The sequence below is a fragment of the Sphingopyxis panaciterrulae genome (genome assembly GCF_014199295.1).
Classification (GTDB): domain Bacteria; phylum Pseudomonadota; class Alphaproteobacteria; order Sphingomonadales; family Sphingomonadaceae; genus Sphingopyxis; species Sphingopyxis panaciterrulae.
The window spans coordinates 1-22,092 of record NZ_JACIJH010000023.1 but is presented as its reverse complement, the minus strand read 5'-3'; the positions used below and the strand labels follow the sequence as shown (position 1 = coordinate 22,092).

23 protein-coding genes are annotated in these 22,092 nt (G+C 66.6%); 15 read left to right on the top strand and 8 right to left on the bottom strand.

All coding sequences use genetic code 11. The features are described from left to right. Positions 1 to 6: 6 nt before the first annotated feature. Entirely contained in the window at positions 7 to 753 is a 747-nt protein-coding gene (locus FHR21_RS19945; RefSeq protein WP_184101584.1) for a maleate cis-trans isomerase family protein, read from the bottom strand. 183 nt (positions 754 to 936) lie between these two features. Between FHR21_RS19945 and FHR21_RS19940 the strand changes: the two genes are divergently transcribed. Continuing rightward, positions 937 to 1,224 carry a DUF1330 domain-containing protein gene (locus FHR21_RS19940; RefSeq protein ID WP_184101582.1) on the top strand — a complete coding sequence of 96 codons (288 nt, stop codon included), beginning with the start codon at positions 937 to 939 and terminating at the stop codon, positions 1,222 to 1,224. 45 nt (positions 1,225 to 1,269) lie between these two features. Next, complete coding sequence (locus FHR21_RS19935) at positions 1,270 to 2,472, top strand: FAD-dependent oxidoreductase (protein ID WP_184101580.1); 1,203 nt, start codon at positions 1,270 to 1,272, stop codon at positions 2,470 to 2,472. Here FHR21_RS19935 and FHR21_RS19930 read toward each other — a convergent pair. Continuing rightward, a complete protein-coding gene (locus FHR21_RS19930) occupies positions 2,462 to 3,280 on the bottom strand; it encodes an IclR family transcriptional regulator domain-containing protein (RefSeq protein ID WP_184101578.1) in 819 nt (272 codons plus the stop codon). The genes FHR21_RS19935 and FHR21_RS19930 overlap by 11 nt on opposite strands. 115 nt (positions 3,281 to 3,395) lie before the next feature. On the opposite strand from FHR21_RS19930, the gene FHR21_RS19925 reads away from it, so the two are divergent. Next, positions 3,396 to 4,352 carry an alpha/beta hydrolase family protein gene (locus FHR21_RS19925; RefSeq protein ID WP_184101576.1) on the top strand — a complete coding sequence of 319 codons (957 nt, stop codon included), beginning with the start codon at positions 3,396 to 3,398 and terminating at the stop codon, positions 4,350 to 4,352. A gap of 15 nt (positions 4,353 to 4,367) precedes the next feature. Here FHR21_RS19925 and FHR21_RS19920 read toward each other — a convergent pair whose 3' ends face one another. Together FHR21_RS19920 and FHR21_RS19915 are read right to left on the bottom strand one after the other, a co-directional pair. Further along, on the bottom strand, positions 4,368 to 4,631 hold the full coding sequence (locus tag FHR21_RS19920; RefSeq protein ID WP_184101574.1) for a hypothetical protein: 264 nt from the start codon (positions 4,629 to 4,631) through the stop codon (positions 4,368 to 4,370). Then, complete coding sequence (locus FHR21_RS19915; protein WP_184101572.1) at positions 4,628 to 5,671, bottom strand: class I SAM-dependent methyltransferase; 1,044 nt, start codon at positions 5,669 to 5,671, stop codon at positions 4,628 to 4,630. The genes FHR21_RS19920 and FHR21_RS19915 overlap by 4 nt, the downstream gene beginning before the upstream one ends. Positions 5,672 to 5,868: 197 nt before the next feature. Between FHR21_RS19915 and FHR21_RS19910 the strand changes: the two genes are divergently transcribed. The 6 genes from FHR21_RS19910 (at position 5,869) to FHR21_RS19885 (ending at position 13,016) form a co-directional block, all read left to right on the top strand. Beyond that, complete coding sequence (locus tag FHR21_RS19910) at positions 5,869 to 8,109, top strand: TonB-dependent receptor (RefSeq protein ID WP_184101570.1); 2,241 nt, start codon at positions 5,869 to 5,871, stop codon at positions 8,107 to 8,109. A gap of 74 nt (positions 8,110 to 8,183) precedes the next feature. Beyond that, entirely contained in the window at positions 8,184 to 9,176 is a 993-nt protein-coding gene (locus FHR21_RS19905) for a DUF3089 domain-containing protein (RefSeq protein WP_184101568.1), read from the top strand. Beyond that, on the top strand, positions 9,169 to 10,095 hold the full coding sequence (locus FHR21_RS19900; protein ID WP_184101566.1) for an alpha/beta fold hydrolase: 927 nt from the start codon (positions 9,169 to 9,171) through the stop codon (positions 10,093 to 10,095). The genes FHR21_RS19905 and FHR21_RS19900 overlap by 8 nt, the downstream gene beginning before the upstream one ends. Next, a complete protein-coding gene (locus FHR21_RS19895; RefSeq protein WP_184101564.1) occupies positions 10,092 to 10,412 on the top strand; it encodes a hypothetical protein in 321 nt (106 codons plus the stop codon). Before FHR21_RS19900 ends, FHR21_RS19895 begins: the two co-directional genes overlap by 4 nt. After that, the gene (locus tag FHR21_RS19890; RefSeq protein ID WP_184101562.1) at positions 10,409 to 11,521 is read left to right on the top strand and encodes a class I SAM-dependent methyltransferase; all 1,113 of its coding nucleotides are present in this window, start codon (positions 10,409 to 10,411) and stop codon (positions 11,519 to 11,521) included. The genes FHR21_RS19895 and FHR21_RS19890 overlap by 4 nt, the downstream gene beginning before the upstream one ends. A gap of 106 nt (positions 11,522 to 11,627) precedes the next feature. Beyond that, complete coding sequence (locus tag FHR21_RS19885; RefSeq protein ID WP_184101560.1) at positions 11,628 to 13,016, top strand: MFS transporter; 1,389 nt, start codon at positions 11,628 to 11,630, stop codon at positions 13,014 to 13,016. A gap of 20 nt (positions 13,017 to 13,036) precedes the next feature. Here FHR21_RS19885 and FHR21_RS19880 read toward each other — a convergent pair whose 3' ends face one another. Further along, positions 13,037 to 13,825 (bottom strand): helix-turn-helix domain-containing protein, encoded by a 789-nt coding sequence (locus FHR21_RS19880; protein WP_184101558.1) that lies wholly within the window; start codon positions 13,823 to 13,825, stop codon positions 13,037 to 13,039. After that, positions 13,818 to 15,026 (bottom strand): MFS transporter, encoded by a 1,209-nt coding sequence (locus FHR21_RS19875; protein ID WP_184101557.1) that lies wholly within the window; start codon positions 15,024 to 15,026, stop codon positions 13,818 to 13,820. Before FHR21_RS19875 ends, FHR21_RS19880 begins: the two co-directional genes overlap by 8 nt. Positions 15,027 to 15,203: 177 nt before the next feature. On the opposite strand from FHR21_RS19875, the gene FHR21_RS19870 reads away from it, so the two are divergent. Further along, positions 15,204 to 15,512: a hypothetical protein gene (locus tag FHR21_RS19870; RefSeq protein ID WP_184101555.1), complete on the top strand. Its 309-nt coding sequence runs from the start codon at positions 15,204 to 15,206 to the stop codon at positions 15,510 to 15,512. After that, a complete protein-coding gene (locus FHR21_RS19865) occupies positions 15,509 to 16,600 on the top strand; it encodes a class I SAM-dependent methyltransferase (protein WP_184101553.1) in 1,092 nt (363 codons plus the stop codon). Before FHR21_RS19870 ends, FHR21_RS19865 begins: the two co-directional genes overlap by 4 nt. On the opposite strand, the gene FHR21_RS19860 is transcribed toward FHR21_RS19865, so the two are convergent. Beyond that, positions 16,564 to 17,508 carry a LysR family transcriptional regulator gene (locus FHR21_RS19860; protein WP_184101551.1) on the bottom strand — a complete coding sequence of 315 codons (945 nt, stop codon included), beginning with the start codon at positions 17,506 to 17,508 and terminating at the stop codon, positions 16,564 to 16,566. The two genes, FHR21_RS19865 and FHR21_RS19860, sit on opposite strands and share 37 nt — an antisense overlap. A gap of 124 nt (positions 17,509 to 17,632) precedes the next feature. On the opposite strand from FHR21_RS19860, the gene FHR21_RS19855 reads away from it, so the two are divergent. Next, positions 17,633 to 18,784: a class I SAM-dependent methyltransferase gene (locus tag FHR21_RS19855; protein WP_184101549.1), complete on the top strand. Its 1,152-nt coding sequence runs from the start codon at positions 17,633 to 17,635 to the stop codon at positions 18,782 to 18,784. Here the strand turns inward: FHR21_RS19855 and FHR21_RS19850 are convergent. After that, positions 18,768 to 19,058 carry a DUF1330 domain-containing protein gene (locus tag FHR21_RS19850; protein ID WP_184101547.1) on the bottom strand — a complete coding sequence of 97 codons (291 nt, stop codon included), beginning with the start codon at positions 19,056 to 19,058 and terminating at the stop codon, positions 18,768 to 18,770. The two genes, FHR21_RS19855 and FHR21_RS19850, sit on opposite strands and share 17 nt — an antisense overlap. A gap of 151 nt (positions 19,059 to 19,209) precedes the next feature. Here FHR21_RS19850 and FHR21_RS19845 point away from each other — a divergent pair, with 151 nt between their 5' ends. The 3 genes from FHR21_RS19845 to FHR21_RS19835 are packed head-to-tail and all read left to right on the top strand — an operon-like array spanning position 19,210 to position 22,001. Further along, positions 19,210 to 19,710, top strand: a complete 501-nt coding sequence (locus tag FHR21_RS19845; protein WP_184101545.1) for a DUF4440 domain-containing protein — start codon at positions 19,210 to 19,212, stop codon at positions 19,708 to 19,710. Positions 19,711 to 19,720: 10 nt separating this feature from the next. Continuing rightward, positions 19,721 to 21,187, top strand: coding sequence for an amidohydrolase family protein (locus FHR21_RS19840; protein WP_184101542.1), 1,467 nt, complete (start codon positions 19,721 to 19,723; stop codon positions 21,185 to 21,187). Positions 21,188 to 21,212: 25 nt separating this feature from the next. Further along, positions 21,213 to 22,001, top strand: a complete 789-nt coding sequence (locus FHR21_RS19835; protein ID WP_184101540.1) for an SDR family oxidoreductase — start codon at positions 21,213 to 21,215, stop codon at positions 21,999 to 22,001. Positions 22,002 to 22,092 lie beyond the last annotated feature (91 nt).

The following is a 22,092-nucleotide window of genomic DNA, read 5'->3' as shown; positions in this document are numbered from 1 at the left end:
TCGGGATCAATGATCGCTCAATAGCGCGCCGAATCCCTCGAACTGATCCTTAATGCCCATCGTGCGCAGGGCGTGCCAATAGGTCGCGGTGTTGATCGCGATCACCGGTTTTTCGAGCCAGAATTCCGCCATCGCGGCCACCTTGGCGAAGGCCAGGTTGGTGCCGCACTGGATGATCGCGTCGACTCCCTCCGACACGTCGATCGCCGCCTGCTTCAGCCGCTGCGGGGTTTCGTGCGCGATCAGCATCGGCGAGGGCGACTTGAGCCCGACCAGATGGACGACCTCATAGCCCTGATCCTCGAAAAAGCGGCGCACATTGGCGTCGCCGACCGGCATATAGGGCGTGATGATGCCGATCTTGCGGATGCCGCCATAGGCCTTGATGGCGGCGTCGACGGCGGTGGACCCCATCATCACGGGGATGCCGCCGGTGCGTTCCAGCATCCGCTGGTGCAGCCGCTCCGCTCCTTCGGCGCCGTCCCAGAAGGTTTCGGCCGACATGCCCATGATGAGGCAGTCGGGCGCCATCGTCATCGCGACGTCGGTCGCCTCGAAGGTCGCGGCGCGGATATTGTTCAGCATCACCATGAAGCTGTCTTCGTCGTGCACCTTGGTGTCGGGAATGGCGATGCGCGAGAAATGATTGGTGACGCCGCGCGGGCGCATGTCTTCATATTCGGGCTGCACGCTGGTGTTGGTCGACGGTGCGACCACCGCGAATTTGCAACGCCATCCAAGGGAATCCGTCATTTTCCGCTCCATCTGTGCATCTGCCGAATGGAAGCTTTGTGATCGGGTGGCGGCCATTTCGCAAAGGGCGGCCGGGTTTGTAATCGCCTGTCGAATATTTCGGCAACGGGCCGGCGCGCGCTTTCGGCGCCGATGGCATTCCCGGTCGCATCAACCGGGGCAATGCAACAAGAGGAAGCAACGATGGCCGCATATATCGTCGCGACGGTCCGTATTTCGGACCCCGAGAAATTCGCGCTCTATGGCAAGGCGATCGCCGGCCTGAGCGAGCGGTTCGGCGGCGTTCCGGTCGTCAAGGGACCGGTCGCGGAGGTGCTGGAAGGCGGTTCCCCCGTCGGCGAGCGCGTGGTCGTCACCCGCTTCGAGACCGCCGAGGCCGCGCGCGCCTATATCGGGTCGCCCGACTATCGGGCCGCGGCCGAGCAGCGCGAGGGTGCCGCCGAAGTCGAGATGCGCCTGCTGGTCGACTGACCCCGCGCCGTCACCCTGAATCAACCTGTCATTCAAAGAGATATTATGATCGTCAGAACGCGCGTTCTTGTTGTCGGGGCAGGCCCGGTGGGGGTGACTGCGGCCTATCGTCTGGCGCAGATGGGGATCGACGCCATTCTGCTCGAGGCCAACGCCGATTGCCCGGAAGACATGCGGGCGTCGACCTTTCATCCTCCGTCGCTCGAGATGATGGCGGAACTGGGCGTGTTGGATGAGCTGGAGGCGGCCGGGCTGCGGGCGCCGGTCTATCAATATCGCAACCGCAGGACGGGCAACCGGGTCGAACTGGACCTGGCCGAGATCGGCGACGCGACGCCCTATCCCTATCGTCTGCAATGCGAACAGTTCAAGCTGTCGCGGCTGCTCAGTACCCGGCTCGATGCGCATCCGCATGGCCGGTCGCTGTTCCAGCGCCGCATATTGGGCATCGCGCAGGATACCGCCGGGGTCACGGTCAGCGTCGAAAGCCCATTGGCGATCGAGCAATATCGCGCCGACTATGTGATCGCCGCCGACGGCGCCAATTCGACCATCCGCAAGTGGCTGGACATCGAATTCGAAGGCTTCACCTATCCCGAACGCTTTCTGACGCTGTCGACCGACTATCCGATCGAAACCCATATCGAAGGGCTGGCGCATGTGAATTATGTCGCCGATTCGGCCGAATGGTGCGTGCTGCTGCGCGTTCCGTCGCTGTGGCGCATCCTGGTGCCGGCGCGCGAGGACGAAGACGACGAAACGCTGCTGTCCGACGCCAAGAAGAACCGCGTGTTCGCCGGATTGCTGGGCGACGACCGCCCGATCACCACCTATCACCGCACCCTCTATCGCGTGCATCAGCGGGTGGCGCATGATTTCCGCAAGGGGCGCGTCATCCTGGCCGGCGATGCCGCGCATCTCAACAATCCGCTGGGCGGCTTCGGAATGAATTCGGGCATTCACGACGCCTGGAACATCACGGCCAAGCTGCGCGAGATCCTGCTCGAAGGAGCGGAAGCGGAGCCGCTGCTCGATCTTTACGAGCGGCAGCGTCGCACGATCACGCGGCAGTTCGTCCAGTCGCAGACGATCAAGAACAAGGAAATGCTGGAAGCCGAGCAGCGCGACGGCAAGAGCGAGCAGGAACGAAAGCTGGAGCGGTTGGCGACCGATGCCGACGCCCGCCGCGACTATATGCTGCGCCAGGCGATGATCACCAGCCTGCGCGAGGAAGCCGCTATCGCCTGATGCGATCGTCCGCCCCGGTTTTGAGGTCTTCGGTGATCGCGGCGGCGCAGGCCTGGAGCTTGGGCAGGAATTGCCGGATCGCCTCGTCGATCTGGATCGCGGAGGAGAAGAAGGCGAGAGTGAGCGCGCCGGCGATCGCATCGTCCCGAAACAGCGGAACCGCGATCGAGGAGGTCTTGCCCGGATTCTGGGTGAAGCGGTTGAAGCCGCGCGCGGCATGGCCCGACGCGCGCACCGTTTCGATGACCCCGCCCTCGCGCACCAGTTGCAGCATGTGGTGGGTGTCGCGATCGCCGAGCCGCGCGAGGCTGTCGAGCAGGCTTTCGCGTTCCTCTTCGCGCGCATAGGCGAGATAGACGTGCCCCGCCGCGCAATCGAGGATCGGCACGGCATAGCCGGGATAATAGGCGTTGAATGTCAGGGACGTCTGGGCGTGCGTCGAATCGCGGATCACCATCGAACTGCCGACATGGGTGGTCAGCGAGATCGGCCAGCCGATGTCGCGGGTCAGTGCGGCGATGTGCGGGCGGGTCGCCTCGACCAGCGCCCCATGCCCCTGGAAGCCGTGGGCGAGCGTCTGGACCAGCGCCGTCGGCTGATAGCGCTTGCGTGCCGATTCGCGTTCGACCAGCCCTTCGTGGAGCAGCGTCTGTACGATGCGGCAGGCGGTCGGATAGGGAACGGCGGAGGCGCGCGCGATTTCCATCATGGTTAGCGATCCGCCGCGGTTGATCGCCTGAAGCACCGCGATCGCACGGCTGATCGATCGGATCGGAATGCCTCTTTCGAGGTCGCTGCCTGCCGTCATGCCGCGGTCGCCCTCTTCGGTTCGCCGTCTGTCGGATAGTGCGGGAATAGCGGTTGCCGGCGGCGGGGGGCTGGCTATGCCGTCGCGGGCGGATGCGGCTTTCAGGGAGTATGACATGACGGTCTTGCCTCGCTCATCGATCGGATTGGTGCTGGCGGCGGCGCTCGCTGCGAGTCCGGCCGCGACTGCACAGGAAGCCCAGGTGACCACGGTCGATCCGGTCATGCTGCGCGACGGAAGCGCCAAGGGGATGGTGGTGCGGCTGAGCTTTCCGAGCCGCGGGCGCGATCTGCCGGTGGTGATCCTGTCGCATGGGAACCGCCTGTCGCGGGAGGATTATCGGCCGCTCGTCGCGGCGCTCGCCCGTGCCGGATATCTGGTGGTGCAGCCCGACCACGCCGACGCCTCGATCGGCGGCTTCGCGCCGCCGGGGCCGCAGCCCGACGATGTCTGGCGCACGCGGATCGAGCAGGTGCGCTGGATCGCCGCGCATCCCGATGTGCCGGTGCGGGGCGTCGCGGCGCTGCGCGGGCGTGTCGACACCAGCCGGATCGCAATCATCGGACACAGTTTCGGCGGCCATACCGCGGCGCTGGCGATGGGCGCGACGATCGAGGAGCCGGACGGCGGACGGCTCGCCCGCCATGACGCCCCGTCGATCCGTGCCGCCGTGCTCCTCGCCCCGCCGGGCGATGCCGCGGGGCTGACCGAGGAATGGAAGCGCCGGGCGCCCTATCTGAAGCTCGACTGGACGACGATGCGCGGTCCGGTGCTGACCATCAACGGCGGCGCCGACATGACCCCGCTGACCGACCGCGGGCCGGGATGGCACGACGATCCCTACAAGCTGGGACCGGTCGGGCGCGACATGTGCCTGATGGTCGTGGCGGGCGCGGGGCATTATCTGGGCGGGATCGACAGCCCGCTGCGTCCTCCTGCGGGCGATGCGACGCCCGAGCGGCGGGCGCGGGTGATCGGCGCGACGATCGGCTTTCTGAACGCCAAGCTGGGTCATGGCGCGGACGCGGCGGCGGCGTGGAGCGGCATCAGGGCGGGGCTGGACTGCAAATAGGCCGCCTGTCTCATTTCACCCGGCCTTCAGGGCCACCAACACATTGTCGATCAACTGCTGCCGCCGGGCATCGAGCGCGGCGCTCATCGCGGGGTCGGGCTGATAGCTGTCGAGCTTCGACATATCGATGCCCTGTTCGGCGAGGACCGCCTCCAGCACCGCCTGGCGGTCGGTCAGCACCCAGATCTCACGGGTCAGCGCGATGATCGCCTCGCCCAGATCGTCGAGGCGCGATTCGGGCAATATCCGCCGCGCTGCCGTCTTGTCGCTGCCGCTCATGCCGGTTTCCGTCCATAGATCACATAGGGGTCGCGGCCCGGCTGCGGGTGATAGCCGCGGACATCGACGAACCCCGCCTCGCGGGCCATCGGTTCCATGTCGAGCGCGGCGGTCGCGCGCCAGAAGGGCTCTCCGCCCCATTTCGCGGTCCAGTCCATGCGCCACGCCGCCATCTTGTCCAGTTCGCCGGTGCGGGTGACGTCGGCCATCACCATGTCGCCGCCGGGCTTCAGGACGCGAAAGGCTTCCTTGAAGATCGCGGCGATGATGCGCGGAGGCATTTCGTGATGGATCGCATAGGCGGTGACGAGGTCGAAGCTCGCGTCGTCGAACATCGGCATGTCTTCGCCGATGCCGACGTGCAATTGCCAGGCCTTGCCCTGTTCGTTGCCGACGCGCTGCGCCTGTTCCAGCATCCGCAGCGAGGGATCGATGCCGACGATCTGAGCATCGGGAAAGACCTCTGAAATCGCGACCGTGTGATGCCCCGACGAGGTGCCGATCTCCAGAATGCGGGCATAGTCGCCGCGCGGCAGGTCGCGCAGGATCAGGCGCCGGTTGCCATAGATGTCGCCGGGAAAGATCTTCGACACATATTTCTTGTGGACGATCTCGCCGTGGACGAAGCCGTTATAGTCGCTCGCGTCCCAGCCGCCGTGGGTGCGGTGAAACCAGGTTTCCGACCAGTAGCGCGGCGGGGTGAAGTCCTCCGCCGCGATCGTCGTGCCGCCGCGACGCAGCGCTTCGATTTCGGGCAGGATATCGTCGCGTATCTCGTCGAACGCCTGTTCGGCGGCGCGGCCGTGCTGTTTGGCGCACCATTCGCCGAGCAGCGCGCGCGCCTGATAGAGGGGGGAGTCCGCCAGCGCTTCGTCGATCAGCCGGTGCCGCGCCTCCATGTCGTCGGGCAGGGTTTCGGCGGTGATCCCGCGATCGGCCAGTTCGCCTTCGACCCTCTGGTGCAGGCGCGCTGCCGTCTGGCGCGCGCTCACCTCGAAATCCATCAGCGACCGGCCGCGCTGGCCCAGGTTGAATTGCATCTCGTCACTCCCGTCTGGCCCGATCATGTAATGCCCGAGGCGCGAGGCCAGCAACAACTCTGCAAAATGATCGCAGTGCGATTATTGGGCAGTCCCCGCATTTTGGAGTCGCGAGTCTCATGACAGCAGGATGACATCCGCCTGAGGGGACGGATCGGGTCCGTGCCGTGAACGGGATTTTGATAAGGGCATCTGAGATGAAGTCGGTTTTTCTGGTCAGCACCATCCTGGCGGCAGCGACGCTGGTCCAACCCGCCGTAGCGCAGGAAGGCGCTCCCGCTGCCGAGACCGGCGTCGCGGCGCATGACGGGGGCGAAGGCGCGATCGTGGTGACGGCCCGCCGCCGCGAGGAATCGCTGCAGTCGATCCCGGCCGCGGTCAGCGCCACGGCGCAGGAGGATCTGTCCCGCGCCAGCGCGACGAGCATCGCCGACGTCGCGCGGCTGACCCCCGGGCTCAGCTATAATTCCGGCAACGCGGGCGGGTTGGGCGCGCCGACGCTGCGCGGCGTGACCAACGTCACCCCCACGACCTTCGACAACAATGTCGGCGTGTTCCTCGACGGCGTCTATCTATCCGCCAAGTCGAACCTCGATATCGACCTGTTCAACCTCGCCCGTGTCGAGGTGATCAAGGGACCGCAGAGCGCGCTCTATGGCAACAATGCCTTCGCGGGGGCGATCAATTATGTTCTCGACCGCCCCGCCGACTATCTGACCGGCCAGGTCAAGGCGAGCGTCGGCACCGACGGGCTTTACGAGGTCGCGGGCAAGATTTCGGTTCCGATCACCGACACGCTGCGCGTGATGGCGGTCGGCAGCTATTCGAAGTTCGGCGGGACCATCGACGCGGTCGACGGCCCGAAGCTGGGCGGATGGGACAATAAATGGTCGGCGTCGGGCCTGGTGGAATGGCGGCCGGTCGATGGGCTGGAGGCTTCCGCCTTCTATTATCATTATCAGGACCGGCTGGATGGCAGCGCCAACTATATCTTCACCAACAATTGCGGCGGCACGACGTCGGCGATGGTCAATCGCGGCGGCAGCGACCGGCGCTATTTCTGCGGCACGCTGACCGCGCCCGATCAGGTCAACGTCGACCCTGCATCCTATTCGACGCACAAGACCGATCTCGCGATCGGGCGCCTGTCCTATGACTTCGGGCCGGTCACCCTGCGCTATACCGGCTCGTGGGCCAAATATCAGGCGTTCGCGCTGCAGGACCAGCACCTCAACACCTTCGGCGGCACCCTGCCGACCGCATCGCGTCGCTTCACCCAGCCGTTCGTCGGGCCGGTGCGCGAGTGGAGCTCGGAACTGCGGCTCGAATCCTTTGGCAACAGCTTTCTCGACTGGGCCTTCGGCGGCTATTATTATGACCGAAAGGCCAGCCAGCTCAGCATCGTCGGACTGGGCGTCGATCAGCAGAGCAAGAGCCTGAACAACGAGAATATCGAGAATTCGACGATGAAGTCGGTGTTCGGCCTCGTCGACCTCAAGCTGACCGATCGCTTCGACATCGAGGCACAGGGCCGCTGGACGTGGGAGGACAAGGATTCGCGCCTGACCAACCACATCACCGGCGCGGTGCTGCTGCCCGAGGCCGATTTTTCCTATGGCACCTATCGCGTCACCGCCAACTGGCGCTGGGCCGACGGAAAGTCGCTCTATGCCGTTGTCGGGAGCGGCACCAAGTCGGGCGGCTTCAACAACACCGCCGTTGTTTCCGAGCAGGCGTTCGGTCCCGAAAAGAACACCACGTTCGAGATCGGCACCAAGAACGAGTTTCTGGGCGGCCGCGTCACGCTCAACGCCAGCGCCTATTATATCGACTGGAAGGATCTGCAGCTTTCGGTGCCGTCGGCGATCGTCGGGCAGACCAACCCGGTAACCAACGCCGGTTCGGCGACGGTCAAGGGTTTCGAGGTGGGCGTCGCGGTGCGGCCGTCGACCAATTGGGACCTGAATTTCGCCTATAGCTATAACGATCCCAAGTGGGACGAGGGCACGGTGGATTACAGCTCGGCGCGCCAGTGCCCGACCGCGGCCGATTGCGGTCTGGTCCAGGCCGGCACCGGCATCGACATCAGCGGTTTCCAGATCCCGCGCACGTCGCGCCACCAATATGTCGCGGCGACCACCTACACCATCCCGCTCGCGACGTCGGAAATCTATCTGCGCGGCGACCTGTCCTATCGCTCCGAACAGCCGACCTCGGCCATCGCATTGCAAGAAACCGACGAGCAATTGCTGGTCAATACCCGCGTCGGCTGGGTGAGGGACAATTACGAGATCTCGCTGTTCGCGAAGAATCTGTTCGATGCCCGCTATATCGTCAGCGCGATCACCGAGCCCGAATTCTTTCCCTCGACGACCTTCACGACCGGATTCGTCGGCAATGGACGGGTGATCGGCCTGACCGCCGAGATGAAGTTCTGAGATCGGTCGGCGCGGTGAGGTTCTTCTTCTCTCGCCGCGCCGTCCGCGCCAGGATAAGGGCGGTTCTTCTGCCCGTGGCGTTGGTCGCGTTCGGGGACGGGGCTGCGGCGCAGGATTTCGACCGCGCCGTCCACCCCGCACCGCCCGATTATGCCGATGCCGAAAGCTGGGCGTTGCGCGAAACCGCGACGGACGGGCGCGCGGCCGACGTCTTCTACATCCAGCCGACGACCTTTCGCTCCACCGACTGGAACCAGGATATGGCCGACGCTGCCACCCGGCGGTGGACCGACCTCAGCGTCACCGCGCGGCAGGCGAGCCTGTTCGATGCCTGCTGCCGCCGCTTCATGCCGCGCTATCGCCAGGCGTCGTCGCGCGCCTTCGCGGAGCGGCTTGGCGATGGGGCAAAGGCCTATGCGCTGGCCTATGGCGATGTGCTGCGCGCGTTCCGGTCCTATGTCGCGCACGACAATCATGGCCGGCCCTTCATCATCGCGGGGCACAGCCAGGGCGCCTTGCACGGGCTGCGGCTGATCCGCGAGGAGATAGCCGGGACTCCGCTCGCCGCGCGTCTGGTGATCGCCTATCTTCCCGGCCTTGGCATTCCGATGAGCGCGCTGCCCGCCGATATCGGCGCCTGCGCCGCTCCCGGCCAGACGCGCTGCGTGGCGAGCTGGAACAGTTTCGACGCCGACGCCGATACGGGCGGCTATGTCGCGCGATCGGTCGCCGACCATGGCGCGCCGGGCGGGGACGAGCGGCTGTTGTGCGTCAATCCGCTGAGCTTTTCGCTGGCCCGCCCCGCGGTGCGGGGGCCGGCCGGCAAGGGCGCGCTGCCGGGTCCCGTGACCGAAGGGCCTCTGCCCGGCCCGGTTCCGGGTGCGCTGACCGCATGGTGCGATGGGGGCGTCCTGCGGGTCATCCCGCGCCGCGGTCTCTTCGTCGAGCGCTTGCCGGGCGGCAATCTTCACATGAATGACATTGCCTTCTTCTGGGGCGATATCCGAGCCGACGCCGCGGCACGCGTCGCGGCATGGCAGGCGGCGCAGGGAGACGGGCATGATTGAACGACTGGCGGTTGGACGCCGGGATTTCGTGGCGGGAGCGGCGATGCTGTCGGCCGCGGCGAGCGCCGGCCCGGCCCTTGCAGCGGCGGATAATGGCGCGGGTATCGAGGCGCCGTGGACCGGCGGCGGCCGGATCGTGCGTGCCGGGGGCGTCATTCAATATCGCACGCTTGGGCCGGACGCGGGCAAGCCGGTCGTGCTGCTGCCCAAGGTCGGCGGCTGGATCGCGGACTGGCGCCATGTCGCGCCGCTGATCGGCGCGCGGCACCGCGTGATCGCGATGGATCTTCCAGGGCATGGCGGGTCGGAATGGCTCGGCCCGCCGCCGCATGTGCAGACAGTGGCGGAGAGCGCCGCGATCATCCTGGCGGCGCTGTCGGACCTGGGTGTCGACCGCTTCACCGTCGCCGGCAATTCGCTGGGCGGGGTGATCGGGGTGACGATGGCGGCGCGCTATCCTGAGCGCGTCGCGGGGGTGATCCTGGCGAGCGTCAGCCTGTTCGCCGGTCAGACGCGCGCCGCGCTCGACGCGGTGGAGGAAGCGCGCGACCCTGCCGTCTGGACCGACGACTGGCGCCCGCTGCCGCGCACGATGGAGCAGGTCTCGCGCTTCGGCACCGTCGATCCGCGGATCGAGGCGGAGCAGAATGCGAGCCGCGCCAAGGCCGATCGCTGGGTGCGGCCGTCGGAACGCGGCGTCGCGCTGACCGATACCGCGGCGTTGCTGGCGCAAACCAGCGCGCCGGCTTTGCTGATCTATGCCGATCGTGGCTATTATACCCGCTATGTTGCAGTCGGGCGCAAGGCGCGGCCCGATGCGACGATCATCCAGATCGCCGGCGCCGGGTCATTCGTGCATCAGGAAAAGCCCGCCGAGACCGCGCAGGCGATGCTCGATTTCCTGGGACGCCGATCGTGAGCGACACCAGGCCCCGGACCCATGCGGTGCCGCGCCATGCCATTGAAGGAATGCGCGAGAGCGACGACCAACTGATCGGCATGGTGACGGCGCTCGCTGCGCAACTGGCAGTGACCCGCGAACGGCTCGACACGGTCGAGCGGCTAGCCGAAGCTGCGGGGCTGTTCGGGCCCGATGCGGTCGATCGCTACGTTCCCGACGAGCGGGCGCAGGGCGCACGCGATACGATCCGCCAGACATTGATCGACCGGATATTCCGTCCGATCCGCGATGCCGCCGCGCGGACCGCGCGTGCCTTTGAGGAACCCCGCCGATGAGCCATCCGATGCTGCCCGGCGCCAGCCATGACGAGATGGCCGAGCAATTGTTCGTCCGGGACCTCAAGGGCTTCGTTGCGGGTGCGGCGGAGGAAGGACAGCGCGCGGCGGCGGCGGCGCTCGATCCCGGCGAAGGCCATAATGCGCGGGCCGAGGAAATATTCGACCGGCTGCACGGCCTCGCGAGCTTCCGGAACTGGGCGGCGCTGCGGCGCGAATCGCAGGAACTGCTGTGGGACGTGGTCGGCGCGTCGGTGCGCCGACAGGCGGCGGAACTCGAGGCGCGCGCCGCCGCCGCGCCGGCGATCGGGTCGGTCACCGTCGATCCCGATTTCGTCATTCCATCCCATCTCGCGGATCACGACGTCCATCTGATGCCCGGCGGATATGTGGGCGACGACGGCGGCGTCGCGCAGGGCGCGCTGATGGATCGCGGCGGCGCGGTCTATATGTTGGGTCGCAACGGCGGCCTGATGAACGATCGGCGCGGGCACACCGCAGCGGCGCATCTGTTTCATCGCTTCCCGGATTTCGCGCCGAAGCGCCTGCTGGAACTCGGCTGTGGAATCGGAGCGAGCCTCGTGCCGCTGGCAGGCTATTTTCCCGGGGCGGAGGCGCATGGCATCGACGTCGGGGCCGCGCAGCTCCGCTATGCCCATGCCCGCGCCGCGCATCTGGGCGCGGCGGTGCATCTGCGGCTCGGCGATGCGCTCGCGGCGCCATTCCCCGATGAGTCGTTCGACCTCGTTTTTTCCTGCGTGACCATCCACGAACTGCAACCCGGGACCATCGGCGCGATGATGGATGAATGCCATCGGCTGCTGCGACCGGGCGGTGTCGTGCTGCATCTGGAAGTGCCGCAGCGCTATGCCGAGATGGACCTGTGGGGACAGGTGCGCGGCGAGATCGAGGCGCGTTACAACAACGAACCCAATTGGAAGGCGGCGACCAGCGCCGATTACGTCGCCTTGCTGGGGCAGGCGGGATTCCGCGACATCGCGGTCGGATATCAGGATGCCACCGATGCTGCCGCGCGCGGCAATGCGGGTTTCGGCGCGACGTCGAAGGGCGTGTTCCGGTCGTGGGCAGTGATGTCCGCTATCCGCTGATCGACGCTTTTTATCCGCCTGGTGGACAAATCGGGGTAAGCCGTTGGTATCCCCGCACCGCTGGGGAAGAGTGCCGCCGATTAGGGTCGATCGAGGGAAATATTATATGACGAGCGCCGCGAACGACGCGAACACGGGTTCGGGCAAGGGCGGGGGAGACAAGCTGCCTCTGATGACCTGCGTCGGCTGGGGCGCGGGCACGCTCGCGGTCGCGGCGCTGTTCAATTCGGTCAACGTGCTGCTGCTGCGTTATCTGGTCGACTATGTCGGGATCGGCGCGGCGCTGGCGGGATCGCTGATGGCGCTGTCCAAGCTCTATGACGCGCTGATCGACCCGATTGTCGGATCGTTCAGCGATCGGTCGAAGTCGCGGCACGGTCGCCGCCGTCCCTTCGTCCTGGCGGGCGGGGTGATGCTGGCCGTATCGGCGCTGATCCTGTTCAACGTGCCGACCGGCCTGACGGCCACGGCCGCGGTGATCTACACGATCATCGGCCTCCTCTTCTACTCCACGGCCTATGCGGTGTTCAGCGTGCCCTATATGGCGATGCCGGCGGAAATGACCTCCGACTATCACGAGCGGTCGCGCCTGATCTCGTTCCGCGTCTATGCGGTCGGGCTGGCCAGCCTGGTGGCGACGTTTATCGGCCCGGTGCTGATCGCCCGCGGTGGCGGCGGTCAGACCGGCCATACGATGATGTCGCTGTTCGTCGCCGCGCTTGCCATCGCCGGCACGCTCTTCTGCTTCCGGACCACGGCCAGCGCGCCCTTTCACTACGGTAGCGATCATGTGCGCCTGGGGCTCGTCGAGAAGATGAAGCTGCTGGCCGGCAACAAGCCGTTCGTGCTGCTGCTGGTCATCAAGCTGCTGCAACTGACCGCGCTGGCGGTGACGCAGGCGGCGATGCCGTTCCTGTTCAAGCAGATCCTGCATTTCACCGACACGATGCTCGGCCTCTATTTCCTGGTTTTCTATAGCTCGATGATGCTCTCGCAGCAGCTTTGGGTGCGGCTTGGCCGAAAGGCGGGCAAGCGCAAAATCTATCTGATCGCCAGCGGCGTCTATGCGCTCATGTATGTGAGCTGGTATTTCGTCGAGACCGGCGAGCCGCTCTATCTGACCTTCGGGCGCGCGGTCGGGCTGGGCGTGACCGCGGGCGCGGTGCTGCTGTTCGGCCAGTCGCTGCTGCCCGACACGATGGAATGGGACTATCGCCGCACCGGGATGCGCCGCGAAGGGATGTTGTCGGCGGTCTATACGATCGTCGAGAAGCTCGCCTATGCGATCGGCGCGGGGCTCACCGGTCTGCTGCTCGGCGCGTCGGGTTATATCAAGGCGACCAGCGGCACCGCCGTCGTCCAGCCTCAATCGGCGATCGACGCGATCTATTTCCTCGCGTCGATCGGCCCGATGATCCTGCTCGGCCTGAGCTGCGTCGCGCTGAAATATTACGACCTGAGCGAGGACAAGCTGTCCGGCGCGCCGGCGGACTGATCGCGCCGGAACCGCGGGCGTCAGGGGTGGGGCAGGTCCGCGAGGCTCGCCTCGATCGCCCGCGCCGTGTCGCGCATGTCGGGAAGCAGGCGGTTAACCGCCTCCGCCATTCGCATCGCCGTCGCGAAATAGATCACCGTCATCGCGCCGATCGGTTCGCCGCCGTCGAACAGGGGCAGGGCGATTCCCGAAGTGCGGCCCGGATGGCGGGTGTAGGGCACGTTGCTGCGCGTCGCGAAGCCGTGGGCGCGAACCTGCTGGCGCAGGTCGCCATGGGCGATCAGGTCGAGCGCGTGCCGCGAATTGGGCAGTTCCATCGCACGCAGGCCGGCGATCACGTCCTGAAACTGCGCCTCGGGCAGGCTGCTGAGATAGGCGATGCCCGCCGCGCATTCGAGGATCGGCAGGCTGTAGCCCGGATCGGGGCTGGAAAAGGCCATGGTCGTGTGATCGTGGGTCGACACCTCGACCACCATGTCGGGGCCGATACGCGTCGTGATCGACACCGGCCAGCCGATGCGGCGCGTCAGGTCGAGAATATGCGGCCGCGCAGCGGTAGCGAGTCGGCCCGAACCCTGGAACCCCTGCGCCAGCGCGCGGACCAGGCCGGTGGCGCGATAGCGCTTGCGCCCGGGATCGCGGGCGATCAGCCCCTCGAACACCAGGGTCTGGACGATGCGCGAGGTCGTCGCATAGGGCATGGCGCAGGCTTCACAGATCTCCATGATCGTCATCGATCCGTTGAGGTTGATCGCCTTCAGTACCGCGATGCCGCGGCTCAGCGATCGGATCGGGATGCCTCTATCCATTGGTTTCCATGCGCCTGAGGGCGGCCACCGGTTTCAGAAATTCGAGTCCCAGAAGGCCGAGTGCCATCGCTATACCCAAAGCGCAGATCGCGGGCCATCCGCCGATGAGATAGGCGAGGGTGGCGACCGAGACGCTGACCGCGCCGCCCAGGAAATAGGCGACCATGTAGATGCTGTTGATGCGGCCGCGCGCGGCGGGGTCGATCCGGAACGCCGACGATTGGTTGCCCGCGTGGCTGAGCCCGCCGGCGACGTCGATCAGCAGTACGCCGATGCAGAACAGGGGCAGCGTCGCCGCGCCCAGCCACAGGCAGCCATATCCGGCGAGCATCAGCACCGCGGCGGCAATCTGGATCTGGCGAAAACGTCCGCCGTCGACCCATCGTCCGGCAAACGATGCGCCCGCCGCACCGGCGACGCCGACCAGCCCGATCAGGCCGGTTTCGAGCGGACCGAAGCCAAAGCTTTGCTGCACATGGCCGGCATAGGTGCCCCAGAACAGCATCAGCGCGCCAAAGGTCATCGCGCCATTCAGGGCATGGCGGCGCAACTGCGGCATCGCGGCGATCATCGCCTTCATCGAGCGCATCAGCATCGGATAGCTGCTCGCGTCCGGGTTCCGGCTGGGGGTGCCAACGCGCGCGACGGCCAGCGCGACGAGGGCGGTGCAGACCGCCGACCCGCCATAGAGATAGCGCCAGCCGATCGTCTGTTCGACGAAGCCCGCGACGACGCGCGACAGCAGCACCCCGGTCAATATGCCCGACAGCACCAGCGACGAGGCCCGCCCCTCGCGGCCCGGTGGGGCGAGCAGCGCGGCGTAGGGCGTCATCAACTGAGCCGAACAGCAGCCGAGTCCGATCAGGAAAGCGGTCGCCCACAGCAGCGGAAGATCGGTCGCCAGCGAATGCGCTGCCGCCGCGGCGGCGAGCAGCAGCAGGGTCGCGACAATCATGCGCCGGCGCTCGAACAGGTCATAGAGCGGCACGACGGTGAACAGGCCGATCGCCAGGCCGAACTGGGTGATCGCGGGCAGGGCGCCCATCACCGCGGCGGGCTCACCGAAGCTGCGCGCGATGGCGGGCAGCAGCGGCTGGTTGAAATGGCCGTTGGCGGCGACGAAGCCCCCGGCGACGGCGAGCAGCCCGATTCGGGCGTCCATTGCGGCATCCGTCGCCGGGGTACGGGCGACGTCGGTCATCGGTTGCGGGTCCGGGTCATGGGCGGAGGGTAAGAGCGGCTCCGGTCGCTGCCCATCGCGATGCTTCGTCTATCCAACAGGCGGATAAGGTGGCGCGCTAGCGTTCAATTGCCCGACGATCGGGGCGCATATCGGGGGCATGGGCAGTCATGCCAGGGCAAATGCGGAAGGAAGATCATGTCCAACACCTATCTCGGCCCCGACAATATCGACGATCTGGGGCGCATGGTCACCGCGCTGCTGACCGAGTTGTGGATCACGCGCGACCGGGTTGCGGTGCTCGAGCAGCTTCTAGAGGACAAGAAGATCGTGCTGCCCGGCGAGGTCGACGATTATATCCCATCGGAGGATTTCGAGGCCGATCTCGAACGGATCCGCGACCGGATGGCCGCCAATGTCATCGGCGCGCCGCTGGCGGCGCGCGAACGCAGCGTCGACCAGATTCTCGCCCGCGCGGGAATGGAGCGCCCGAGGGCCGAGGCATGACGCGCAACGCCCCCGTGAGTGCGCTCGGCCAGCACGGCCGGGCTGGCGTCGACATGCTCGGCGCAATGCAGAAATTCGCCTCCAACCACGTCCGGCGCGCCGCGCGTCAGCAATTCGAGGCGAGCGCCGAGGCGCCCGCCCTGGCCGCGGGAGCGGAAGGGGAGGATCGAGCCAGCATCATGGACTGGGTCGACCGCGCCCGCGACGTCGCCGAGCGGCAAGCGCTCTATCGCCTGGAGCGCTTCACCCAGGCCTATGTCGCGCTGTCGATCTATGAATTCGGCATTCCCGCGGTCGAGCGGAGCCGCGCACGCTTCGCGGCGGAGGCGGATTCGGTGGTCGACGACGGGATCGAGGTCGACCCGCAACTCGCCATTCCCGACTATTTCGATTGCGACTGGCATCTGCGGCCGGGCGGCTGGGACGGTTATGACCTCTATGGCCCGCACGGCCTGCACGTCGTCAAGCCGATCTTCGCGCTGGGCGGCTTCGCCGCAGCGCCGGTCGGGGCCAATATCGGACAGCATCGCCTGGACGTCGTCGCGCAATTGCCGCGCCGGGACTATCGCCGCATCTATGAGCCTGGCTGCGGCAACGGGTCGACGCTGGTCGCGATCCACAAGAGCTTCCCCGACGCCGAGCTGATTGCATGCGACCTTTCGGTCGAGCAATTGCGCGCAGCGCGGCGGCTGACCGACAAGCTGGGCATCCCGGCGTCTCTGCGCCAGCGCGATGCCGCCACCGATACCCGCGAACCGGATGAAAGCGTGGACGCGGTCGTCACCTTCGCGCTGCATCACGAATTGCCGCACGCGGCCAATGTCGCGCTGCTGACCGAGATGTTCCGCATCCTGAAGCCCGGCGGCGATATCGTGCTGTCCGATCCGCCGCCGTTCCGTGCGATCGACCCCTTCCATGCGGTACTGCTCGACTGGGATACCGAGCATCGCGCCGAGCCCTTCTTCTCGGAAGCGGGGGCGTCGGATTGGGGCGCCGAAATGGCGAGGATCGGCTTCGCCGACGTAAAGGCTTATGCGATCGGCCCCGACAGCTATCCCTGGGTCACGCTGGCGCGCAAGCCCGGCTGAGGCGGCGTCCCGATGCGGGCGGCGAGCAGGCGGAACCGGTCCATCAGCGCGCCGACCGCCGGGGTGCGGACGATGTCGGGACGATAGATCAGGCCGCCGTCGGGTTCGCTCGCCGGCGTTTCGATCGCATCGATCCGCACGAAATGCTCGGCGAGCAGCGGCGCCTGCGCAACCGGATCGGGGAGCACCGTCAGCAGCTCGTTGCGGCTGAGCATGTCCGCGAGCAGCGCGATCGAGCTCGACTGCACCAGCCGGCCGGGCGGGACGATGCCGCGCTCAGTGAAGAAGGCGGAAAAGGTGTCGCGCAGCGCGCTGCTGCCCGCCAACGCCCAATCCCATTCGGCCAGCGTCTCGATATCGACATTCGTGGCGTCTGCCAGTGGGTGACCGCGCCCCGCATAGGTGCTGCACGGCATCACGAACAGGGTTTCATAGACCAGGCGCGGGTCACGAAAGCCGGGGACGAACAGGGTGAAGGCGAAATCCAGCTCTTCCTTCACCAGCCGTCGACTCAATTCCGGATCGGATCGGGTTACTGCGGTCATGTCGACGTTGCGATGCTCCTTCGCGAAATCGGCGAGCGTCCCGCCCGCGAGCGCATAAGCGAAGACGCTGTGGAGGCCGATCTCGACATGACCGCTCTTCATCGCCTTATAGGCCATCATCTCGTTCAGCGTGCGTGCCCGCGCGTTCCAGATGCCCTGCGCGCGCGGGAGCAATTGCTGCCCGAACTCGGTCAGGGTGACGCCGCGCGCCTCGCGCTTGAACAGCGGCAGGCCGAGCAGGTCCTCGAGCGTGCGGATCGAGCGGCTGACTCCCGATTGGGACAGGTTCAGTTCGGCGGCCGCCTTGCCGACGCTGCCGAGGCGCGCGGTAACGATGAAATGGTGGAGATGCTGCATTTCCATGCCGCGGCCGCTTTCACTGACGATTTGACATGAGAAAATATCATTGAAACAGGATTATATCCAGTTTGAAATCTCATGAGAACACACTTTATCCTGCGCATGGACCGATCAGGGAGAGTTGAGGATGACCTTTTTCACGAACGCGGCCCCCACTGGCGCGCAGCCGGCTTTCGGGCTGACCCAGAACGGCAGGGCCGGGATGCAGATGCTCGGTTCGATCCAGAAATTCTCCTCGACGAAAATGCGCGAGGCCGCCCGAACCTGTTTCGATGAAAGCGAGGCGGGACAGGCATTGATCGCGGAGCATCGGCAGGGAAACGCCGAGCGCGCGGCGGTCCACGACCGGGTCAAGCGGGCGAAGACGATTGCCTATTCGGATCCGATGTTCCGGCTCGAGCGGTTCCTGCAGCGCCATGTGGCCGAGGAGAATTTCAATCGCGGCATCCCGGCCGTCGAGGAGCGTCGCGCGATGTTCACCGGCTTCATCGCCGCGGACCGCGAGGCGGTGGGTAGCCTGGAGCTCGACCCCGCGATCGAGGCGCCCGCCTATCATGCGCAGACCGAATGGCACCTCGAACCGGGTGGCTGGGACGGCTATGATCTGTACGGCCCGCTGTTCGCCTTCGCGGTCGGGCCGCACGTGTTCCGGCATGGCGGCTATGCGGCGGTCGGCGCGGGCGCGGACATCACCGCCCAGCGCGTCGCCGCAGTCCGGCAATTACCGCGGAACGATTATGCCCGCATTTACGAACCCGGCTGCGGCGGCGTATCGACCTTCCGTGCCATCGCGACCGTCCACCCCGAGGCCGAACTGGCCGGGTGCGACCTGTCGCCGCTGCTGCTGCGCAACGGCCATATGCTGGCCGAGCGGCAGGGGTTGAAGGTCGAGCTGAAGCAGCGCGACGCCACTGCCACCGGCGAGCCCGACGAAAGCGTCGACGCGGTCGTGACCTATGCCCTGCATCACGAGCTGCCGCCCAAGGAGAATGCCGCGCTGTTTCGCGAGATGTTCCGGATCATGAAGCCGGGCGGCGACATCGTGTTGAGCGATCCGCCTCCCTTTCGCGCCGTCGACATCTTTCATGCCGTGATCCTGGAGTGGGATACCGACCATCGCGAAGAACCCTTCTTCACCGCGTCGTGCCTCGCCGATTGGGGGGAAGAACTGGAGAAGGCGGGTTTCACCGATGTCGAGGCCTATGCGATCGGCCCCGACGGCTATCCGTGGATCACGCGCGCGCGCAAGCCGGACGCGCCGGCTAACCGACCAGTCTGATCCGGAACCGGCCTGCCGCTTCGCGCAGGGGGCGGGCCGCCTGATATTCGGGCGACGCGATATAGGCGCGGGCGGCGTCGACATCGGAAAAGCCGATGACGATCACCACCTCGCCCGCTTCGCCGTCGCCTTCCAGCATTTCCAGCGCCTTGCCGCGCACCAGCATGGTGCCTCCGATGCGGTCGTTGAGCCCCGCGATCGCCGCGCGATAGGCCGCGAAGGCCTGCGCGTCGCGCACCTCGACGGTGGTCAGGATGAAAGCGTGATCCGCCATGATGGCCTCCCTGTCGGCTTCGTCTTGCCGGAGGGCGCGCGGCGGAGAAGCGGGGAGCGGGCGTTTGTCCGCTGGGTGGATATTCGGCGCGAAGACGGATTGCGCCGCTGCCCCGCCAGCTAAGGTGGCGCGACAGACGGGAGTATAGATCATGATCCTTCGCAGCCTCTTGCTTACGGCCGGCGTGGGCGCCGCGCTCGCCTCGGCCGCCTGCCACGCCGAAACGCCGACGGTCCCGACACCCAAGGACAAGGCGGCGGCGCAGGCCGAGATCTGGGAGAAGGAGCAGGCGATCTATGCCGCGCGCGGCCGCGGCGACATCGGCGCCTATCTTTCCAACACCGCGACCGATTATCTCGCCTGGTCGCCGCTGCGTGCCCAGCCCGAGGGCAATGACGGACTCCGCAAGACGGGCAAGATGCTCGAGGGCAAGGACCAGGAACGGTTGCAGATGACCTTGGCGGGCTTCGCCATGAACGGTGATACGGCGGTCATCTATTACAACACCCACCGCACGCGCCGGTCGGACGGCACGCCCGCCGACGACCGGTTCGAGGTGACGCATACCTGGGTACGCGAAGACGGGGTGTGGAAGGTGTTCGGCGGCATGGCGCGCGCGATGCCGCCGCGCCCGGCGGCGGCGGGGCAATAAGGCCGGGCCGATGCAGCCCGAGACGGTCGATACGCTGATCCGCGACGCCTATGTGGTGACGATGGACGCGCAAAGGCGCGTCTTCACCGACGGCTATGTCGCGTTCGACAAGGGCAGGGTCGTCGCGGCCGGCCCGATGGCCGGTTGCGCCGTCACGGCCCGCGAGGTGATCCGCGCCCGGGGGCGGATCGTCATGCCGGGCATGGCGAACGCCCATAACCATCTGATCCAGATCGCCTTTCGCGGCTATAATGACGACCGCTGGCCAGTGCTCGACATTCCGGCGGCGGTTGCCGTGCTGCTCGAACAGCTTCACGGTCTGACCGGGCGGATCGATGCCGAGCGCGCCTATGTCCTGACCCGGCTGCACATGCTCGACATGCTGAAGGCCGGCTATACCGCGACCCACGACGAGCATTTCACCAATATCCGCAGGGACAGCGCAGACGGCTCCTGGGCCGCGGTGGCCGATTCGGGAATGCGCGGCTTCCTGTGCCGCTGCATCGTCAATGCCGAGCGCATTCCCGAATCGGGCCGTGAAACGGTCGAGGCGGGGCTGGCCGAGGCGGAACGGCTGCGCGGCGGCTTCGCCTCCGATCGGATCGAGGTCGCGGCGGGGTTTCTGAACTTCCAGTTCCTGCAAGACCCCGACGACATGCGCCGGATCGTCGATGGCGCCGCGGCCATCGGCATGCGGGTCGATGTCGACATGACCGACAACAGCCGGGGCGCTGCGCTGCGCGCGCGGGGCTATGCCGGCGGGCAGGTCGACTATTATCGCGATTTCGGACTGCTCGACCGGCCGGTCTATGCCGGAAAGGCGGTGTCCGTCCTGCCGCACGAATATGAACTGCTGGCGCGGCACGACGCGCGCGTCGCCGTGGTGCCGATCCTGCGCTTCTTCGACGGCACCGGCCTTCATATCCACGATTTCCTGCGCCACGGGATCCTGCCGGGAATCGGCACCGATGCCCCGCTGGTCAGCGATTGCCAAAGCCCGTTCGAGGCGATGCGCCTCGCCATATTGGCGCAGAACATCGCGGTGAAGAAGGAACGCGCTGACGGCCGGCCGCCGCCCGAAAAGGCCCATTGGGCGGTGGCGGAGCGGATGCTGGAAATGGCGACGCTGGGCGGCGCGCGCGCGCTGTTCATGGAGGACCAGACCGGCGCGATCGAGGTCGGCAAGGCGGCGGACTGCGTGATGGTCGACATGGCGCATGCCGCGACGCAGCCGACCGCGAAGGATCGCCGCCTGATCGGGGCGCTCGTCTGGGCGGGGTCGACGCTGAATGTCGACACGGTCTTCGTCGCGGGCCGCAAGCTGCTCGAAGGCGGGCGGTCGACGCTGATCGACGAGGAAGCGGCGATGGTCGAGGCGCAGACGGTGCTGGCCGAACTGATCGACGAGGCGGGACTGGACGGGGTGCTGCCGCCGCGGCGCGCCGGGGCCGGGTTCCGCGGCTGGACCTATATCTGATGATGCTTTCGGAGATGACGGAACGATGAGCAAGGTGGCGGTGGTGACCGGCAGCACCAAGGGGCTGGGCCGGGGATTGGCGACCGAATTGCTGGCGCGCGGCCACCGCGTCGCGATCGTGTCGCCGAACGGGGAGGACAGCGCATCGGCGGCGCGCGAGCTGGGCGAGGGCGCCGCGGGCTTCGGCTGCGACGTGACCGACCTCGCGCAGGTGCAGGCGCTGTGGGACCGCGCGGCCGACCGCTTCGGCGGCGTCGACCTGTGGATCAACAACGCCGGCCTTGCGCTGACCGGCGCGACGCTGATCGATCTGCCGTCGGCCGATTTCCGCCGGATGCTGGAGGTCAACGTGCTGGGCACCATGCACGGCTGTCAGGTCGCGTTGCAGGGAATGCGCGCGGCGGGCGGCGCGATCTACAATGTGTTCGGCGCGGGGTCCGACGGGCGCCCGATCGACCATATGATCGGCTATTCGACCACCAAGCGCGCGGTGCAGTTCCTGACCCAGTCGCTGGTCGGGGAAGTGCGCGGCCTTCCCGTCCTCGTCGGTGCGATCAGCCCCGGCCTGGTCATGACCGACGGCTTCCTGCGCGAACATGCGCGCCTGCCCCACGGGTTGGAACGCGCGGCGCGCGAACGCTGGGTCAACGTCATCGGCGACCATGTCGAAACGCTCGCCGACTGGGCCTGCGACATTTTCGAGACCAATGACGAACATGGCGCGGTGTTCGAATGGCTGTCGCCGGAAAAGATCGCCGCCCGCCAGCGCGACGAGCCGCAGCGCGACGTCCTGTCCCGCTATCTGCAGGGCTAATCCGCGGTCCATCCTGCATCGATTATGATGCTGGTACCGGTCATCATTTGAGCGGCGTTTGATGCGAGGAGCGTGATGGCGCCCATGAGGT

Bases quoted from the DNA above. Each gene is read 5' to 3' on its own strand.
- FHR21_RS19890 (WP_184101562.1), top strand. From the start codon at position 10,409: ATGAGCCATCCGATGCTGCCCGGCGCCAGCCATGACGAGATGGCCGAG.
- FHR21_RS19925 (WP_184101576.1), top strand. From the start codon at position 3,396: ATGACGGTCTTGCCTCGCTCATCGATCGGATTGGTGCTGGCGGCGGCG.
- FHR21_RS19935 (WP_184101580.1), top strand. From the start codon at position 1,270: ATGATCGTCAGAACGCGCGTTCTTGTTGTCGGGGCAGGCCCGGTGGGG.
- FHR21_RS19850 (WP_184101547.1), bottom strand. From the start codon at position 19,058: ATGGCGGATCACGCTTTCATCCTGACCACCGTCGAGGTGCGCGACGCG.
- FHR21_RS19930 (WP_184101578.1), bottom strand. From the start codon at position 3,280: ATGACGGCAGGCAGCGACCTCGAAAGAGGCATTCCGATCCGATCGATC.
- FHR21_RS19865 (WP_184101553.1), top strand. From the start codon at position 15,509: ATGACGCGCAACGCCCCCGTGAGTGCGCTCGGCCAGCACGGCCGGGCT.
- FHR21_RS19840 (WP_184101542.1), top strand. From the start codon at position 19,721: ATGCAGCCCGAGACGGTCGATACGCTGATCCGCGACGCCTATGTGGTG.
- FHR21_RS19870 (WP_184101555.1), top strand. From the start codon at position 15,204: ATGTCCAACACCTATCTCGGCCCCGACAATATCGACGATCTGGGGCGC.
- FHR21_RS19855 (WP_184101549.1), top strand. From the start codon at position 17,633: ATGACCTTTTTCACGAACGCGGCCCCCACTGGCGCGCAGCCGGCTTTC.
- FHR21_RS19940 (WP_184101582.1), top strand. From the start codon at position 937: ATGGCCGCATATATCGTCGCGACGGTCCGTATTTCGGACCCCGAGAAA.
- FHR21_RS19860 (WP_184101551.1), bottom strand. From the start codon at position 17,508: ATGGAAATGCAGCATCTCCACCATTTCATCGTTACCGCGCGCCTCGGC.
- FHR21_RS19900 (WP_184101566.1), top strand. From the start codon at position 9,169: ATGATTGAACGACTGGCGGTTGGACGCCGGGATTTCGTGGCGGGAGCG.
- FHR21_RS19910 (WP_184101570.1), top strand. From the start codon at position 5,869: ATGAAGTCGGTTTTTCTGGTCAGCACCATCCTGGCGGCAGCGACGCTG.
- FHR21_RS19945 (WP_184101584.1), bottom strand. From the start codon at position 753: ATGACGGATTCCCTTGGATGGCGTTGCAAATTCGCGGTGGTCGCACCG.
- FHR21_RS19845 (WP_184101545.1), top strand. From the start codon at position 19,210: ATGATCCTTCGCAGCCTCTTGCTTACGGCCGGCGTGGGCGCCGCGCTC.
- FHR21_RS19875 (WP_184101557.1), bottom strand. From the start codon at position 15,026: ATGACCGACGTCGCCCGTACCCCGGCGACGGATGCCGCAATGGACGCC.
- FHR21_RS19915 (WP_184101572.1), bottom strand. From the start codon at position 5,671: ATGCAATTCAACCTGGGCCAGCGCGGCCGGTCGCTGATGGATTTCGAG.
- FHR21_RS19880 (WP_184101558.1), bottom strand. From the start codon at position 13,825: ATGGATAGAGGCATCCCGATCCGATCGCTGAGCCGCGGCATCGCGGTA.
- FHR21_RS19885 (WP_184101560.1), top strand. From the start codon at position 11,628: ATGACGAGCGCCGCGAACGACGCGAACACGGGTTCGGGCAAGGGCGGG.
- FHR21_RS19835 (WP_184101540.1), top strand. From the start codon at position 21,213: ATGAGCAAGGTGGCGGTGGTGACCGGCAGCACCAAGGGGCTGGGCCGG.
- FHR21_RS19920 (WP_184101574.1), bottom strand. From the start codon at position 4,631: ATGAGCGGCAGCGACAAGACGGCAGCGCGGCGGATATTGCCCGAATCG.